Raw genomic sequence first — 16,691 nt, forward strand, 5'->3', positions numbered from 1 at the left:
TGTTAAGAAAAGCTATTTTTAGTGTTAAGTTATAAAAAACAGAAAAAATTAATCTCTTCTATTTTTGAGTCGGTATTTAATTATTCCGTTTACTATTACGGTTATAAGAATTAGAATTGCCCCAATGTAGAATTCTGGACTCATTTTTTCTTTGTCTTTGAAAATCAACAATGCTAGTAGAATTCCGTAAATTGGCTCCAGATTAATAGTAAGCATAACAGTGTAAGGGCTTATGAATTTCATTACTTTTACTGAAGCGATGAATGCATATGCCGTACAGATTGAACTTAATATAATTAAATAAATCCAGTCAAAAGGTTGAAGCATAAAGAACTCTTTTGAAAAACTATTTGTTGCGAATAGATAAACCGAAAAGAAAAGAACACCTCCAGAAAGCTCATAAAATGAGATTACACTTGCGTCATACATTTTAGCATATTTCCCATTTATAACAGAAAAAAGTGCCGATAAAAAAGCTGAGATTAATGCTAAAATAATTCCAAAATAATATTCTCCTTCAAAATTAAAGATGATATAAAGTCCACCTACAACCAATAATCCGAAAAAGACCTCATACCAAACAACTTTTCGTTTGTATAAAATAGGTTCTAAAAATGAAGCAAAAAAAGCTCCGGTGGACAGACAAGCGAGTGTGACAGAAACAGTAGAAACTTTTATTGCTTTAAAAAAGGTAAGCCAATGCAAAGCAATCACTAAACCTAAAAACAAAAAAGTCAAAATGATTTTTCGCGGAATTATAAAATCTGTTTTTTTATAAAACAGAAAGAGAACAATAAATCCAACGGCCATAAGCATTCTAAACCAAACTAATGGTAATGCATCAAGCGAAATCAATTCACCTAGAATAGCCGTAAACCCCCAAATAAAAACAATTACGTGAAGGTGCAAATAACTTTTAAGGTTATCGTTTTGCATTTTTAAGTAAATATACTGCTAAAATACCAAAAACTAGATTTGGAAACCAAACGGCAACAATCGGTGGAATACTTGATTTTTCAGCCATTGTACCAAAAATTTTATCAAAGAAAATATAAGTAAAAGCAATAACAATTCCGATCGCTAAATTAACTCCCATTCCGCCTCTACGTTTCATAGATGAAACAGAAACCGCAATAATGGTTAGAATAAATGCAGCCACGGGTAAACTGTATTTTCTGTATAATACAACTAAATAAGTGTTGACATTAGCATTACCTCTTGCTTTCTCTTTATCAATAAATCTGACTAAGTCCGGTAATGTGAGGGTTTCAGCAATGTAAATAACAGGCGTTAAATCTTCTAAATCGAAACTAAATACTGTATCTTTTTTTTCAGCTTTTTCCAATATATCGCCAAAAGCTCCAACTTTTCTTTTTTGGTAATTATACATGGTATATGTACTGTCTTTCTCATTCCATTTCAATCGATTTACGGTAATTTTGTAATCAAGTTTTTCTCCTTTGAACTTTTCTAAAGTAAAATTAAATGCAGTTTTAGATACAGAATTAAAATTACTGACATACAAAAACTCATCATCACTAATTTGTCTGAAAACATTTGAGTTTTCTCTAATTTCTTTATTGTTTTTTAAATAAGTATAGCGAAAATCATTGAAGCCTTTACTAGCTTTCGGGACAAGAAAAAAACCCATAAGTAAAGCAAATATCGAAACAATCGTAGCACCTATTATGTATGGCCGCAAAAACCTCGTAAATGATATTCCTGAACTTAAAATGGCTATTATCTCTGTATTATTTGCTAATTTTGAAGTAAACCAAATAACTGAAAGGAACAAAAAGATTGGAAAAAGTAAGTTGGCAAAATAAATTGTAAAGTCTAAATAATAAATAGCTACTGCAGAAAAGGGTACTTTGCTTTCTAAAATTTTGTTGATTTTTTCAGCAACATCAATTACAATACCAATAGGGATAAATAACAAAAGCATCACCGAAAAGGTAAGTAAATATCGCTTTAATATGTATTTATCAATTATTTTCATAAAGAAAATTTGAGTTTAGAAATTTGAGTTAAAACTATTGCTTCTAAATTCTAATTTCAAACTTCTTATTTATAAACGTTGACTCATTCGTTTTACCATTTGGTCTTTCCATGCTCTAAAATCGCCTGCTATAATATGTTTTCTTGCCTCACGAACTAACCACATATAGAACCCCAAATTATGAATAGTGGCAATTTGTTTGCCAAGATACTCATTTGCAGCAAACAAATGACGTAAATAAGCTTTTGTATATTCAGTGTCAACGAAAGTAATCCCCGTTTCATCAATCGGTGAAAAATCATCTTCCCACTTTTTATTTTTAATATTAATTGTGCCGTTGGCTGTAAAAAGCATTCCGTTTCGAGCATTTCTAGTTGGCATTACACAATCAAACATATCAATACCTAATGCAATATTTTCTAAAATATTAACGGGTGTTCCAACGCCCATCAAATAACGAGGTTTCTCTTTTGGTAAAATAGCAGTGACAACTTCAGTCATAGCATACATTTCTTCTGCTGGTTCACCTACTGAAAGTCCACCTATTGCATTTCCTTGTGCTCCGGCATTGGCAATATATTCGGCAGATTGCTGACGCAAATCTTTGTAAGTACTTCCCTGAACGATTGGAAAAAAAGTCTGTTCATATCCGTATTTAAAAGGAATTTTCTCTAAATGATTGATACATCTGTCTAACCATCGGTGCGTCATATGCATCGAACGCCTCGCATAATTATAATCACATGGATACGGTGTACATTCGTCAAAAGCCATAATTATATCGGCACCGATTGTTCGTTGAATTTCCATTACATTTTCAGGTGAAAAAAAATGATAGGATCCATCAATGTGGCTTTTAAACTTTACTCCTTCTTCTTTTATTTTACGATTAGAAGAAAGTGAATAGACCTGATAACCGCCACTATCGGTCAAAATATTGCGATCCCAATTCATAAATTGATGCAAACCGCCTGCTTTTTCAAGAATTTCGGTTTGCGGACGAAGGTATAAATGATAAGTATTTCCTAATATAATATCAGGATTAATATCATCTTTTAATTCGCGTTGATGTACTCCTTTTACAGAGGCAACCGTTCCTACCGGCATAAAAATAGGCGTTTCTATTACACCATGGTCTGTGGTAATCGAGCCGGCACGGGCTTGCGAATGAGGGTCAGTCGTCAATAAATCAAACTTCATATCTGTTTTTTACAGTTGGCAAAGATATAAGAATTCAGTTTTTGTACATCTGTTTTGTGAATAATTTAAGTTACATAACTTTAGGTTTACTAACAATATTTCTTGAAAACTTTCAAAAATTAGAGTGAAGCGAATTAGTCAAAATATAATAATTGAATTACCTTTGCCAAAGTTTAACTTTTTACATAAAATGAAACCCAACACACAACAACTAAACGACTTATCAACACAAGTCAGAAGAGACATTCTTCGCATGGTTCACGCCGTAAATTCCGGTCATCCGGGAGGTTCTTTGGGATGCACAGAATTTTTTGTCGCCTTATACCAAGTTTTAATGGACAGAAATGAAGGTTTTGATATGGATGGAAAAAATGAAGATTTATTTTTCTTATCAAACGGACACATTTCGCCTGTTTTTTACAGTGTTTTAGCCCGAAGTGGTTATTTTCCAGTATCTGAATTAGCCACTTTTCGATTAATCAATTCAAGATTACAAGGACATCCTACTACGCACGAAGGTTTACCGGGTATTCGAGTGGCATCAGGTTCACTTGGACAAGGAATGTCTGTAGCAATTGGAGCTGCTTTAGCTAAAAAATTGAATAATGATTCTCATTTAGTTTATTCACTGCATGGTGATGGTGAATTACAAGAAGGTCAAAATTGGGAAGCCATGATGTATGCTTCGGCCTATAAAGTGGATAACTATATTGCCACCATCGATTTAAACGGGAAACAAATTGACGGTTCAACGGATGAAGTTTTAAACATGGGTGATTTAAAAGCGAAATTTGCCGCTTTTGGTTGGGATGTTTTAGAAATCAAGGAAGGTAATAACATTGAAGCTATCATTTCGGGAATGACTGAAGCCAAAGCAAAAACCGGTAATGGAAAACCTGTTTGTGTTTTACTTCACACAGAAATGGGTAATGGTGTTGATTATATGATGCATACACATGCTTGGCACGGAAAAGCTCCAAATGATGAGCAATTAGAAAAAGCATTGGCTCAAAACCCAATTACTTTAGGCGATTATTAAAATTTGAAAATCTCATGAAAAAATATATCAATACAGGAAATAAAGATACCCGTTCGGGTTTTGGAGCAGGTTTGACTGAATTAGGTCAGAAAAATGAAAATGTAGTGGCACTTTGTGCGGACTTAATTGGTTCTTTAAAAATGGATGATTTTAAAAAGAATCATCCGGAACGTTTTTTTCAAATCGGAATTGCCGAAGCAAATATGATTGGTATTGCGGCCGGATTAACGATTGGTGGTAAAATTCCTTTTACTGGAACTTTTGCTAATTTTTCTACCGGAAGAGTCTATGACCAAATTCGTCAATCGGTTGCGTATTCTGATAAGAACGTGAAAATATGTGCTTCACATGCAGGATTAACTTTAGGTGAAGATGGGGCAACACACCAAATTTTGGAAGATATAGGTTTGATGAAAATGTTACCGGGAATGACCGTTATCAATACGTGTGATTACAATCAAACAAAAGCAGCAACTTTGGCTATCGCTGACCATCATGGTCCGGTTTATTTACGTTTTGGTCGTCCTAGTGTAGCCAATTTTACTCCTGAAAATGGTGAATTTATTATCGGAAAAGCAGTAATGCTAAATGAAGGTACAGATGTAACTATCATTGCCACCGGTCATTTGGTTTGGGAAGCTTTGCTTGCTGCCGAAAAATTGGAAGAGAAAGGAATTTCTGCGGAAGTAATTAATATCCATACCATTAAACCACTTGACGAAGAAGCCATTTTAAAATCGGTTGCTAAAACGGGTTGTGTGGTTACAGCGGAAGAACACAATATTTTGGGCGGTTTAGGTGAAAGTGTAGCAAGAACATTATCGTTAAATAATCCTGTTCCGCAAGAATATGTGGCTGTTCAAGATAGTTTTGGCGAAAGTGGCACACCTGCTCAACTGATGGAAAAATACCAATTGAATGCCGAAGCAATTATTGCTAAAGCTGAAAAAGTTATCAATCGAAAATAGCTTATCCTTTTTACCTCAAAAAAACAATCCCGGTTCAAAGTTTTGAATCGGGATTTTTAACTTTTTTATATGTTGTTTATTGACAACTTGAATCCAAATGTTTTTTTAATCTATTTGGATTAACTTGATCTCCTGAACAATCCGGAATATCGTTAAATTGATAATATTGTTGTGGTGTAGTTCCGGGAATTTTCAATTCATTTCGCGTTAAAATACCATCTGCGTCATCATCTGTGTCTAAAAAGTCGGGAATCCCATCACCATCTGAATCTTGATTAAAATATCCTATATCAGTATCACCAGTAGGGTTGTAAATTTCATCTTTGGATAAAATTTTATCTCTGTCATGGTCATTATAGCGTAATCCTTTTAACTTTATTTGAAAAGCAATATTAGAATAGGCAGGAATATTAATTCCCGCATATAGGTTAAAATAAGCTAATCCGGAAGGGATAAACACGACGCAATTACCATAATTAGTATACGTAAAAGTACCGTCTGCATTCTCTGTCACAGTTTCCGGTGTTTTTATCAAAGGTAAAATCTGTCTGAATCCAGAGATAAATTCGTTTGTACTTGAAGGAAAAGACGTCCAAACGGGTGAAGAAGTCCTGTCAAACTCAACATTACTAAAATTCCAACCTCTGTAATCTACAAAAGAAGAATCAACAGTTGTTGGTCGTTGTCCTCCACCTTCGTTCAGTATAATGTAATACAGCTTGTAGTCTACCGGATCATCAACCCGACCACCTTTTAGATAGGTTTGTCTATTATCATTTTTAACTTCAATAAATTGCAAAGGATAATCTGTTTGGTCAATTATCGAGGTATAATTTGAACTATTCTCTGAAGGAATTTCAGAAATCATTACATTCATGTTGGCATCAACAGTCATGTAATGTGTTTCTAAATATTTTTGAATTGAATCTTTATCAGCGTTATATTGCTCAGTTCTGTCTCTTGGTGGTGTAATTGACACATCATCATCATCTTTTTTACAAGAAAAAATGACCATAGCAAATACTGAAATCAGTAAAACATTTTTTAATCTTTTTAATAGCATTTTAAATTAAATTATTGTTCAGGTTTAGTGTAATATTATCTTTAAATAAGTGTCGCAAGATACAATTTTGATTTATTTTTGTATCACAATTAACGAAGAATTCTGAAAAAAGGTATGCGTATAGATAAATACTTGTGGTGTGTGCGTTATTTTAAAACCCGAAATATGGTAACTGAACTTTGCAAAAAAAATCATGTTACTGTAAATGATCAGGTTGCAAAACCATCACGTGAAGTTTTTCCAAGTGATGTTATTACATTTAGAAAAGAACAAATTACCTATAAAATTAAAGTTTTGGCCATTCCGGAAAATCGTGTAGGGGCAAAATTGGTCGACATTTATCGAAAAGATGAAACGCCTGCAGAAAGTTTTGCTCATCTGGAATTACTAAAGTTATCGAAAGAACATTACAGAAAAACAGGCGAAGGAAGACCAACCAAAAAAGACCGCAGGGATTTGGATAATTATACGGATGATACAATCGATTAGAAAGCTACCAAATAATTTCTTTTTTTTGCATACTTTTCAAATATTGATTGGTTTTACTAAAATGTTGGTTTCCAAACCAAAGTCCACGATTGGCACTTAATGGTGATGGATGTCCTGTTTCTAAAACAATATGTTTCTTTCTATCTATTTTGGCACCTTTCTTTTTGGCAAATCCACCCCAAAGTAGAAAAATAACGTTTTCTTTTCGGTTTGAAATTTCTTGAATAACAGCATCCGTAAACGTCTCCCAACCTTTATTTTGATGACTTCCTGCCTCCGATTGTCGAACAGTTAGAGTAGCATTAAGCAACAAAACACCTTGGTCTGCCCACCGTTCTAAATTACCTGATTTAGGAAACGGAATCTTTAAATCATTTTCTATTTCTTTAAAAATATTTTGTAATGATGGAGGAAATGTAATGCCATCATTAACAGAAAAACATAATCCATTGGCTTGATTGGGACCGTGATAAGGATCTTGACCGATGATGACTACCTTTACATTTTCAAACGGACAAAGGTCAAAAGCCGCAAAAATCTGGCTTCCTTTTGGATAACAAGTATGATGATTATACTCATTTCTGACAAATGAAATCAACTGTTGAAAGTACGGCTTTGTAAATTCATTTTCAAGAATTGTTTGCCAAGATGAATGGATTTTTACTTGCATATCAAAATATTTCTACAAAGATAATTATACTTCTCAAATTGAAGTTAAACACTATAAAACAAAGAAAAATTATCGCTAAATTTGCCTAAAATTGCTACGCTAATAAATGATTTCAATCACCGATAAAACCCTAAAAGATTTAGAATTCTCTACCATTCTGCAAACTATATCCGATCGATGTAATACAGAATTGGGTAAGCAGAAGGCTCTCGCAATTATTCCTTTTCGTGATAAAAATCTCTTAAAGGATTCGCTTTTGCAAACATCAGAATATCTATCTTCTTTTTCAAATAATAATGCTCTCCCGAATCACGGTTTTGATAGCATCAGCACTGAAATTAAATTCATCGGAATTGAAGACAGTTTCCTAGAAGTAGGCAGTTTCAGAAAAATTGCTCAATTATCTGAAACAACCAATACGATGTTGCTTTTTTTGAAAAAATTTGCAGATTATTATCCAACTTTACATCAAAAATCACTTCAAGTTGAATTTACCAAATTTATCATTCAAAAAATTGATGAAGTGGTTGATAAATATGGCGAAATTAAAGACAATGCTTCGCCGGATTTAATCAATATTCGAAGAGAAATGAGTCTTGTACGTGGCAAAGTAAATCAAAGTTTTGGCACGGCTTTGAGTCAATACAGTGGTTTAGGTTATTTAGACGAAATTAAAGAGAGTTTTGTAGAAAATCGTCGTGTTTTAGCTGTCTTAGCCATGTATCGAAAAAAGGTAAAAGGTTCCATTTTAGGAAGTTCTAAAACCGGAAGCATTGCCTACATTGAACCCGAAGCCACGTTGCGTTATTCAAGAGAACTGAGTAATTTAGAATATGAAGAACGCGAAGAAATTACTCGAATTCTTAAAAAATTAACCAATGATATTCGTCCGTTTAAAGAACTTTTGATTCAATATCAAGAGTTTTTGAGTGATATCGATCTAATTGCCGGAAAGGCTAAATATGCTTTGAAAATCAATGCGATTTTGCCAACCATAATTGAAGAAAAACGACTTTTTTTTAGAGATGCCTTCCACCCTATTTTATACTTAAACAACAAAAGTAAAAACGAAATTACCTATCCGCAAACCATTGAATTAACAAATGAAAGTAGAATTATTGTAATTTCCGGACCCAATGCAGGTGGAAAAACCATTTCATTAAAAACAGTTGGCTTATTACAGTTGATGTTGCAAAGCGGTATGTTGATTCCCGTTCATGAACGAAGTGAGACATTTTTATTTGATAGAATTTTAACGGATATTGGTGACAATCAATCGATTGAAAATCATTTAAGTACATACAGTTACCGACTCAAAAACATGAATTACTTTTTGAAAAAATGTAATGCTAAAACGTTATTTTTAATTGATGAGTTTGGAACAGGTTCAGACCCGGAATTAGGAGGTGCTTTAGCCGAAACTTTTTTGGAAGAATTCTATCATCGGGAAGCTTTCGGAATTATTACAACGCATTATTCCAATTTAAAAATTTTAGCCAACGAATTACCTTTTGCTTCTAATGCGAACATGTTGTTTGACGAAAAATCGTTGGAACCAATGTATAAATTGATATTAGGACAAGCCGGAAGTTCGTTTACATTTGAAGTAGCTCAAAAAAATGGCATCCCATATGGATTGATTAATCGGGCAAAAAAGAAAATTGAAGGCGGAAAAGTTCGTTTTGATAAAACCATTGCAACGTTGCAAAAAGAACGTTCAAAGTTAGAAAAAACGTCAATTAATCTAAAAGAGGAAGAATCAAAAGCCCGAGAAGAAAGCAAAAAGATGGAAACCATCAATGCTAAAATTCAGGAAAAATTAGAACGTTATCAAGAATTGTATGACGCGAATCAACGTTTAATCTATATTGGACAAAAGATTGATGAACTTTCGAATAAATATTTCAATAACAAAGACAAAAAAGTATTAATTGGTGAGTTTTTGAAAATGGTTGAAATTGAAAATTCCAAACGCAAAAAAGCGACTGCAAAAGAAATTAAGGAAAAAGAAGTTATTCAGAAACAAATCATCAAAGAAGTAAATTCAAAAGTTGAAGAAATAAGAACAATCAAAAAAGAAAAGAAAGCAAAAGCTCAAAAAATAGCATCAGAAAAACCAAAACCAATCTTAAAAATTGGCGACCGTGTCCGCATGTCTGACGGAAAAGCAGTTGGAACTTTGGACGCCATTGAAAAAAACAAAGCAACCGTAAACTATGGAGTGTTTACCTCTAAAGTGAGTTTAGATGTTTTGGAATTGGTTGAGGCAAAAAAATAAAAACAATGGAAGGATTACCACTCGATAAAAGAATAATTTTGTTTGACGGAGTTTGCAATTTGTGTGATTCTTCGGTTCAATTTATTATCAAACACGATAAAAAAGACATTTTTCGCTTTGTTGCTTTGCAGTCAGAATTAGGCGAAAAAATTCTCAAATACATTGGTGTTAATCCGACGAAAGTGGATAGTATAGTGCTTTATGAACCCGGCGTTGCCTATTTTCATAAAGCCGAAGCAGCAATGCGAATTGCCAAAGAACTAAATACTTGGCATAAAATTATTGGTTACTTATCGTTTACCGGAAACTTGGGCAATTTTGTGTATGATCTTATCGCTAGAAACCGTTATAAATGGTATGGAAAAAAAGATGAATGCATGATTCCGACTCCCGAATTAAAAGCAAAATTTTTATAACTGATAATTATCATAAAAAATCTACTGTTTGATTTTTAATTTTGATTCAACTTAAAAACCTAACAAAATGATTAAACAGACTTTTGCTTTATATTCTTGGGATAACGGTGCTTTCATTATGATTGGCGTTTTTCTTTTAGTCATCTTCGGATTAATTGGAGCTGTTATGCTGATGATGAACGAAAAAAACAAAAAGAAATAAGAATATATACAAAAAAAAATCCCGAACTAAATCGGGATTTTTGTGTTTAACTTATTTTAAACTCGCTAAACTTTGTTCTATAGTTGCAATTTTTGCCAACGCATCAGCTTCTTTGTTTCGTTCATTTGCAATAACTTGTTCCGGAGCACCGTTTACAAATTTTTCATTATTTAATTTTCCTTGAACGGATTTTAAGAAACCTTGGGTATATTTTAATTCAGCTTCCAATTTTTCAATTTCTGCAGCAACATCAATGCTTCCAGCAATAGGAATGAAGTATTCATTTGATTTTACTCTAAACGTTAATGCTCCATTTACAGCTTCATTTACATATTCTAACTTTGTAATGTTACCTAATTTTAAAATTATAGCATCAAAGTTTAAAGTAGCTTTTTCATTATTGATTACTTTTAAATCAATGGTTTCTTTAAACGAAATGTTTTTATCTTTACGAATAGTTCTAATTCCAGAAATAACTTCAGCTGCAAAATCAAATTCAGTGATTAAATCAGCATTTGTGTTTTTCATAGTTGGCCATTCAGAAATAATCAAGGCTTGCTCTGGAGTTCTTTGGTCAATATGTTGCCAAATTTCTTCCGTTAAGAAAGGCATAAATGGGTGTAATAATTTCAAATTAGCTTCTAATAACTCAATCGCTTTGTCAAAAGTAATTTTATCAATGGGTTGTTGATAAGCAGGTTTTATAATTTCCAAGAACCAAGAACAGAAATCGTCCCAAACCAATTTATAAATACTCATTAAAGCGTCAGACAATCTGTATTTTTCAAAGTTATCTTCAATTTCTGCTAAAGTTTGTTGCAACTTCGCTTCGTACCAATCAATCGCAATTTTAGATGCTTCTGGTTGTGCAATATCAGCTACTTCCCAACCTTTGATTAATCTAAAAGCATTCCAAATTTTATTAGCGAAAGCTTTACCATTATTGCATAACTCTTCATCAAACATGATATCATTTCCTGCTGAAGCACTCAACAATAATCCAACACGAACTCCATCAGCTCCAAATTTTTCAATCAATTCTAATGGATCAGGAGAATTTCCTAATGATTTTGACATCTTACGACGTTGTTTATCACGAACCAATCCTGTTAAATATACGTTGCTAAAAGGCTTTTTGTCTGTGTATTCATATCCTGCAATAATCATACGAGCTACCCAAAAGAATAAAATATCTGGACCAGTCACTAAATCATTTGTTGGATAATAGTATTTAAAATCTTCACTTTCTGGATCTAAAATTCCTCCAAAAACAGCCATTGGCCATAACCATGAAGAAAACCAAGTATCTAAAGCATCTTCATCTTGTGTTAAGTTGTCGGTTGTTAGTTGTTGGTTGTTGGTTTTCTCTTTTGCTAAAATTAAAGCTTCTTCAATGTTTTCAGCAACCACAAAATCTTCTTTACCATCACCATAATAGTAAGCGGGAATTTGTTGTCCCCACCAAAGTTGACGTGAAATGTTCCAATCTCTAATATTTTCTAACCAATGACGATAGGTATTATTGAATTTACTTGGATATAATTTTATCTCCTCATCCTCTAAAACGGCTTTGATGGCAGGTTTTACCAATTCTTCCATTTTCAAAAACCATTGATCCGATAATCTTGGTTCAATAACGGCTTTTGTTCTTTCTGAAGTTCCCACTTTATTCATGTGGATTTCAGTTTTTACTAAAGCTCCTGTTTCTTCTAGTTCTTTAGCAACTTCTTCACGAGCAACAAATCTATCTTTTCCTTGATGATGTAATCCAAAACTATTTAAAGAAGCATCTTCATTAAAAATATCGATGATTTCAAGGTTATGTTTGTTTCCAAGTTCTTTATCATTAACATCATGAGCTGGTGTTACTTTTAAGCAACCTGTTCCGAATTCTACATCAACATACTCATCTTCAATGATTGGAATTACTCTGTTACAAATAGGAACAATCGCTTTTTTACCTTTTAAATGTGTAAAACGTTCGTCATTTGGATTGATACAAATAGCAGTATCTCCAAAAATTGTTTCCGGACGTGTTGTTGCGATGGTTAAAAAATCGTTTGAACCTTCTACTTTATAGTTGATGTAATATAATTTTCCTTGACGTTCTTCGTGAATTACTTCTTCATCAGATAATGTAGTTTTTGCTTCTGGATCCCAATTTACCATTCTATATCCACGATAAATCATTCCTTTATTGTATAAATCCACAAAAGATTTGATTACAGAAGCTGACATATCTTCATCCATAGTGAACTTGGTTCTATCCCAATCACAAGAACATCCTAATTGTTTTAATTGTTCTAAGATTGTTCCACCATATTTGTCAGTCCAATCGTAAGCATGTTTTAGGAATTCGTTACGCGTTAAATCAGATTTATTAATTCCTTCTGATTTTAATTTGGCTACTACTTTTGCTTCTGTTGCAATAGATGCATGATCAGTTCCAGGAACCCAACAAGCATTGAATCCTTTTAAACGAGCACGACGAATTAGAACATCTTGAATGGTATTGTTCAACATATGTCCCATATGCAAAACTCCTGTCACGTTTGGTGGAGGAATTACTATTGTATATGGAGTTCTATGGTCTGGTTTTGAATGAAAATAGTTGTTTTTCATCCAGTAATCATACCATTTTTGTTCGGCTTGCTTGGCATCAAATTGAGCAGGAATAGACATATAAATTAATTAAATGGTTATCTATAAACTGATTGAGTGTTATTTAATCTCTGAATTATCAGTTTGGTCTGGTTTTTGTAATTAAATGCAAAAGTAACGATTTAGTGAGAAGTATTAAAAAAGAAATTAGTATTTGTAGTTTGAATAAAAGTGACTATTTTTACAAAACCCAAAAACACATAACCATGAAAAAAATTTTATTATTTGCTGTATTTAGCTTTTTGAGTTTATCAACTTTTGCCCAAAAAGGGCCTAAAATTGAGTTTAAGGCCAAGGACAATACGATAGACTATGGAAAAGTCTATAAAGACAACGACAATGGAGTTCGCGTCTTTGAATTTACCAATACCGGAGATGCACCATTAATCATTACTAACGTCCAATCAACATGCGGTTGTACAGTACCTTCTAAACCGAAAGAACCTATTATGCCCGGAAAATCGGATAAAATAGAAGTCAAATACAATATGGCTACCGGACCAATTAGAAAAAGTATTACTGTTGAAACAAATGCTGTTAATGCAGAAGGCGGAAAAGTTCACCTCAAAATAAAGGGAGAAGTTTTAGAACGTCCTGAAGTTAATTTAATGGAAAAGAAAAAAGTTGGTCCGATGCAATAAAAATTCAATCCCTTCGAATGAAGGGATTTTTTTATAGAATACTTTTTAAATAAAATGTAAATTTCAATCTTCTATTTCCACGATCAACTTCAAAATTAATTTTTTTTCCATCTTGAGACTTTAATAAATTATTTACTTCTTGCAATGAGTACCTATTGGTGCCATGAGCATTAATACTAACTATAATGTCACCTTTTTTTAATCCACAAAGATCTGCCGGTGAGTTTTTACGTATGTGAGCAATTATATAAATTGGTTTGAGAATAAATTTATATTTGAATCTATCACTGTTATTGTTAGAAACACCATAAGAATCATCATTTTTAGTTACTAAAATACTATTTAAATTAACTTCTTCTTGAACCCATTGGAGACCCGCGTGATTGATTTCTATTCCGCTCATATTATAGTGAAAAGGGTCTTTAAAATTTCTGTTTTTTTTGAGGTATAGTTTATTCTCTTTATAGTCAAAAATGATATGAAAGCGTTTAAGAATTTCTCCTCCAATTGAGCCAATCCGATTTTCTGCCCATTTTACATTAGCTAACGAAGTTGAATCCGGAATGGCAACATAGGGTTTTAAAAAAGTAAAATCAGCAAAGGAAAAAGAATCAAGTTTTGTTCTTTTACCAAAAACATCTCCGTTAAATCCTTTCCCTAAAAAATCATCAAAAGATTCTTTTGTAAAAGAATAATCATTTATTCTACCAGCAAAAAGCCAAAATGCATCACTATTCCCAACATCTAAAAGTAATTTGCCTTGAACGTTTTGTGAATCTAAATTAAATAATGAGCTTAAATAAGGTTTGTTATTATGAAAAACAATATCTGTAACACAATACTTATTTATCTTTTTCTTTTTAATCATTTTTGTTGGGTTATACACTTGAATTTTGTTCGTTAGATAATTGATTTCAACTTTAAAATTTTTAAAAAATTGATAGCCAATAATTCCATTAACAGGAATTCCAACACTTCCTGAAAAGTTAAATTCCTCATCAAGAATAATATAAATGTCATGATTTTGATCTACAATAGCATCTTTAAAAACAACACGATTGCCTGACGACTTGAGTCCTTCTATAAAATCAGAGCTTCCCAAACCACGTAATTTTATTTTTTCAACATTATTAAATTTCAACTCTTCTTTCTCATCCAAGCTAAATAAAATAGACTCTTCAACACCTGTATCAAGTAAAAAGGTCAATTCAACGCCATTAACTTCTAATGGAATAAATATCAAATTATTGATTAATTTAAAAGGTATTGTTACTTTGTTTTTTTTTGAATAATACTGAAAGCCTTCTTGACTATATACAACAACAGAAAAAAACAAAAAAGATAAAAAAATGTAAGCCTTTTTCATAAACTATATTTTAATAAAGTTACAAAAAATTGCTCTAGCAATCAACTTTACTAAATATATCCTTAAAAAGTATTGAGACTGAGTAAAAAAAATTGCAAATTTGCATATCAAATATTATTCACATGCCTAAGATTTCCAAAAAAGGACAACAAATGCCGGAATCACCAATTAGAAAATTGGTTCCTTATTCTGAAATAGCTAAAAAAAGAGGTACAAAAGTATATCACTTAAACATTGGTCAACCCGATATCAAAACACCTGATGTTGCAATAAATTCTATTAAAGATATTGATATAAAAGTTTTAGAATATAGTCATTCTGCCGGATTTGAAAGTTATAGACGAAAATTATCTGAATATTATCAAAAACATAATTTACCAATCAATATTGAAGATATTATCATCACAACCGGTGGTTCGGAAGCATTGCTATTTGCAATGGGAAGTACAATGGATACTGATGATGAAATTATTATCCCTGAGCCATTTTATGCTAATTACAATGGTTTTTCAACTGCATCCGGGGTAAAAGTTGTTCCTGTTATTTCTACTATTGATGAAGGTTTTGCCCTTCCTCCTATTGCTGATTTTGAAAAATTGATTACTTCAAAAACAAAAGCAATTTTAATTTGTAACCCCGGAAATCCTACAGGTTATTTATATTCTAGAGAAGAAATTTTTCAATTAGCTGAATTAGTAAAAAAACATGATTTATTTTTAATTGCAGATGAAGTTTATAGGGAATTTATTTACGATGGCGAGAATCATTATTCTGTCATGAATGTACCCGGAATTGAGCAAAATGCAATTATGATTGATTCTGTCTCTAAACGATACAGCATGTGTGGAGCAAGAATTGGTTGCATCGTTTCTAAAAACAAAGAAGTGATGGCCGCAGCAATGAAGTTTGCCCAAGCTAGATTAAGCCCTCCTACTTTTGCTCAAATTGCTAGTGAAGCTGCACTTGAGACCCCGCAAAGTTATTTTAATGAGGTTATTACCGAATACAAAGATAGAAGGGATACATTAATTAACGAATTAAATCAAATTGAAGGTGTAAAGGTTGCTACCCCAAAAGGTGCTTTTTATTGTATTGCTAAACTACCGGTTAAAAATGCCGATGATTTTGCACAGTGGTTACTAGAATCCTATAAATTTAATAGAGAGACAGTTATGGTTGCTCCGGCAGCTGGATTCTACTCTACACCAAATGTTGGTTTAGATGAAGTTAGAATTGCATACGTATTAAAGAAAGAAGACTTGATTAAATCTGTTAGAATTTTAAAAGAAGCTTTGAAAGTATACAAGAAATAAAATTTTTATTTTAACACTAACTATTCAATCTTTTTACTCTTAAACCAGCCTAGATTTAGATCATTAAATTGAAAATTAATTTCCTCATTCAATGTTGTTTTGTTGAAAATTAAAACATCTGTTTCGGTTGTGATGATATATTTATTTTCATCTTCTGTTTCTAAAATTATCATACTAGGAAAAAAATGAAATTCTTGACTTTCCACTTTAAAATAAACATAATCATTTGATATACGTAGATATTCTCCTGTATGAACTCCTTCATAATCGCCTTTCAGCCATTCAGGCAAATTAAATCCTTGCATCTCAAGCTCTGTTGATTCTGATTCACATCCGATTAAGAAGAAATTCATTATAAAAATTACTATAATCCTTTTCATTATAAA

Annotated in this window: 16 protein-coding genes; 8 read left to right on the plus strand and 8 right to left on the minus strand. The window is 32.3% G+C overall.

Annotation, left to right across the window (positions count from 1 at the left end; genetic code table 11):
• Nucleotides 1-48 precede the first annotated feature (48 nt).
• The 3 genes from R2782_RS04970 to tgt form a co-directional block, all read right to left on the minus strand.
• Nucleotides 49-936 carry a DMT family transporter gene (locus tag R2782_RS04970; protein ID WP_371266975.1) on the minus strand — a complete coding sequence of 296 codons (888 nt, stop codon included), beginning with the start codon at nt 934-936 and terminating at the stop codon, nt 49-51.
• Nucleotides 923-1,999 carry an LptF/LptG family permease gene (locus R2782_RS04975; protein ID WP_371266976.1) on the minus strand — a complete coding sequence of 359 codons (1,077 nt, stop codon included), beginning with the start codon at nt 1,997-1,999 and terminating at the stop codon, nt 923-925. The genes R2782_RS04970 and R2782_RS04975 overlap by 14 nt, the downstream gene beginning before the upstream one ends.
• A gap of 69 nt (nt 2,000-2,068) precedes the next feature.
• Nucleotides 2,069-3,199 carry a tRNA guanosine(34) transglycosylase Tgt gene (tgt, locus tag R2782_RS04980; RefSeq protein ID WP_371266977.1) on the minus strand — a complete coding sequence of 377 codons (1,131 nt, stop codon included), beginning with the start codon at nt 3,197-3,199 and terminating at the stop codon, nt 2,069-2,071.
• A gap of 190 nt (nt 3,200-3,389) precedes the next feature.
• On the opposite strand from tgt, the gene R2782_RS04985 reads away from it, so the two are divergent.
• Both R2782_RS04985 and R2782_RS04990 read left to right on the plus strand, forming a co-directional pair.
• Nucleotides 3,390-4,238 (plus strand): transketolase, encoded by an 849-nt coding sequence (locus tag R2782_RS04985; protein ID WP_371266978.1) that lies wholly within the window; start codon nt 3,390-3,392, stop codon nt 4,236-4,238.
• Between the two features lie 14 nt (nt 4,239-4,252).
• Complete coding sequence (locus R2782_RS04990) at nt 4,253-5,206, plus strand: transketolase family protein (protein ID WP_371266979.1); 954 nt, start codon at nt 4,253-4,255, stop codon at nt 5,204-5,206.
• Between the two features lie 76 nt (nt 5,207-5,282).
• On the opposite strand, the gene R2782_RS04995 is transcribed toward R2782_RS04990, so the two are convergent.
• Entirely contained in the window at nt 5,283-6,269 is a 987-nt protein-coding gene (locus R2782_RS04995) for an FKBP-type peptidyl-prolyl cis-trans isomerase (RefSeq protein WP_371266980.1), read from the minus strand.
• Between the two features lie 114 nt (nt 6,270-6,383).
• On the opposite strand from R2782_RS04995, the gene R2782_RS05000 reads away from it, so the two are divergent.
• Nucleotides 6,384-6,758 carry an RNA-binding S4 domain-containing protein gene (locus R2782_RS05000; protein WP_371266981.1) on the plus strand — a complete coding sequence of 125 codons (375 nt, stop codon included), beginning with the start codon at nt 6,384-6,386 and terminating at the stop codon, nt 6,756-6,758.
• Between the two features lie 4 nt (nt 6,759-6,762).
• On the opposite strand, the gene R2782_RS05005 is transcribed toward R2782_RS05000, so the two are convergent.
• Nucleotides 6,763-7,428, minus strand: coding sequence for a uracil-DNA glycosylase (locus R2782_RS05005; RefSeq protein ID WP_371266982.1), 666 nt, complete (start codon nt 7,426-7,428; stop codon nt 6,763-6,765).
• Between the two features lie 106 nt (nt 7,429-7,534).
• On the opposite strand from R2782_RS05005, the gene R2782_RS05010 reads away from it, so the two are divergent.
• From R2782_RS05010 to R2782_RS05020, 3 genes are all read left to right on the plus strand, one after another.
• Nucleotides 7,535-9,706 carry a DNA mismatch repair protein MutS gene (locus R2782_RS05010; protein WP_371266983.1) on the plus strand — a complete coding sequence of 724 codons (2,172 nt, stop codon included), beginning with the start codon at nt 7,535-7,537 and terminating at the stop codon, nt 9,704-9,706.
• A 5-nt stretch (nt 9,707-9,711) separates the two neighbouring features.
• Nucleotides 9,712-10,122 carry a thiol-disulfide oxidoreductase DCC family protein gene (locus R2782_RS05015; protein WP_371266984.1) on the plus strand — a complete coding sequence of 137 codons (411 nt, stop codon included), beginning with the start codon at nt 9,712-9,714 and terminating at the stop codon, nt 10,120-10,122.
• Nucleotides 10,123-10,189: 67 nt separating this feature from the next.
• Nucleotides 10,190-10,324, plus strand: coding sequence for a hypothetical protein (locus tag R2782_RS05020; RefSeq protein ID WP_256466602.1), 135 nt, complete (start codon nt 10,190-10,192; stop codon nt 10,322-10,324).
• Between the two features lie 51 nt (nt 10,325-10,375).
• Here R2782_RS05020 and R2782_RS05025 read toward each other — a convergent pair whose 3' ends face one another.
• Complete coding sequence (locus R2782_RS05025) at nt 10,376-13,006, minus strand: valine--tRNA ligase (RefSeq protein WP_371266985.1); 2,631 nt, start codon at nt 13,004-13,006, stop codon at nt 10,376-10,378.
• 185 nt (nt 13,007-13,191) lie between these two features.
• Here R2782_RS05025 and R2782_RS05030 point away from each other — a divergent pair, with 185 nt between their 5' ends.
• Nucleotides 13,192-13,626: a DUF1573 domain-containing protein gene (locus R2782_RS05030; protein WP_371266986.1), complete on the plus strand. Its 435-nt coding sequence runs from the start codon at nt 13,192-13,194 to the stop codon at nt 13,624-13,626.
• 31 nt (nt 13,627-13,657) lie between these two features.
• Here the strand turns inward: R2782_RS05030 and R2782_RS05035 are convergent, their stop codons facing one another.
• Complete coding sequence (locus tag R2782_RS05035; protein WP_371266987.1) at nt 13,658-14,992, minus strand: PDZ domain-containing protein; 1,335 nt, start codon at nt 14,990-14,992, stop codon at nt 13,658-13,660.
• Between the two features lie 122 nt (nt 14,993-15,114).
• Between R2782_RS05035 and R2782_RS05040 the strand changes: the two genes are divergently transcribed.
• Entirely contained in the window at nt 15,115-16,305 is a 1,191-nt protein-coding gene (locus tag R2782_RS05040; RefSeq protein WP_371266988.1) for a pyridoxal phosphate-dependent aminotransferase, read from the plus strand.
• Between the two features lie 20 nt (nt 16,306-16,325).
• On the opposite strand, the gene R2782_RS05045 is transcribed toward R2782_RS05040, so the two are convergent.
• Complete coding sequence (locus R2782_RS05045; protein WP_371266989.1) at nt 16,326-16,685, minus strand: hypothetical protein; 360 nt, start codon at nt 16,683-16,685, stop codon at nt 16,326-16,328.
• Nucleotides 16,686-16,691: the final 6 nt, after the last annotated feature.

This window comes from Flavobacterium sp. (assembly GCF_041392085.1).
In the GTDB taxonomy this organism is placed as follows: Bacteria; Bacteroidota; Bacteroidia; order Flavobacteriales; family Flavobacteriaceae; genus Flavobacterium.

Excerpts from the sequence above, each read along its gene's own strand:
- R2782_RS04975 (WP_371266976.1), bottom strand. The coding sequence starts at position 1,999 with ATGAAAATAATTGATAAATACATATTAAAGCGATATTTACTTACCTTT.
- R2782_RS05020 (WP_256466602.1), top strand. The coding sequence starts at position 10,190 with ATGATTAAACAGACTTTTGCTTTATATTCTTGGGATAACGGTGCTTTC.
- R2782_RS05025 (WP_371266985.1), bottom strand. The coding sequence starts at position 13,006 with ATGTCTATTCCTGCTCAATTTGATGCCAAGCAAGCCGAACAAAAATGG.
- R2782_RS05035 (WP_371266987.1), bottom strand. The coding sequence starts at position 14,992 with ATGAAAAAGGCTTACATTTTTTTATCTTTTTTGTTTTTTTCTGTTGTT.
- R2782_RS05005 (WP_371266982.1), bottom strand. The coding sequence starts at position 7,428 with ATGCAAGTAAAAATCCATTCATCTTGGCAAACAATTCTTGAAAATGAA.
- R2782_RS05045 (WP_371266989.1), bottom strand. The coding sequence starts at position 16,685 with ATGAAAAGGATTATAGTAATTTTTATAATGAATTTCTTCTTAATCGGA.
- R2782_RS05000 (WP_371266981.1), top strand. The coding sequence starts at position 6,384 with ATGCGTATAGATAAATACTTGTGGTGTGTGCGTTATTTTAAAACCCGA.
- R2782_RS04995 (WP_371266980.1), bottom strand. The coding sequence starts at position 6,269 with ATGCTATTAAAAAGATTAAAAAATGTTTTACTGATTTCAGTATTTGCT.
- R2782_RS04970 (WP_371266975.1), bottom strand. The coding sequence starts at position 936 with ATGCAAAACGATAACCTTAAAAGTTATTTGCACCTTCACGTAATTGTT.
- R2782_RS05010 (WP_371266983.1), top strand. The coding sequence starts at position 7,535 with ATGATTTCAATCACCGATAAAACCCTAAAAGATTTAGAATTCTCTACC.
- R2782_RS04990 (WP_371266979.1), top strand. The coding sequence starts at position 4,253 with ATGAAAAAATATATCAATACAGGAAATAAAGATACCCGTTCGGGTTTT.
- R2782_RS04985 (WP_371266978.1), top strand. The coding sequence starts at position 3,390 with ATGAAACCCAACACACAACAACTAAACGACTTATCAACACAAGTCAGA.
- R2782_RS05030 (WP_371266986.1), top strand. The coding sequence starts at position 13,192 with ATGAAAAAAATTTTATTATTTGCTGTATTTAGCTTTTTGAGTTTATCA.
- tgt (WP_371266977.1), bottom strand. The coding sequence starts at position 3,199 with ATGAAGTTTGATTTATTGACGACTGACCCTCATTCGCAAGCCCGTGCC.
- R2782_RS05015 (WP_371266984.1), top strand. The coding sequence starts at position 9,712 with ATGGAAGGATTACCACTCGATAAAAGAATAATTTTGTTTGACGGAGTT.
- R2782_RS05040 (WP_371266988.1), top strand. The coding sequence starts at position 15,115 with ATGCCTAAGATTTCCAAAAAAGGACAACAAATGCCGGAATCACCAATT.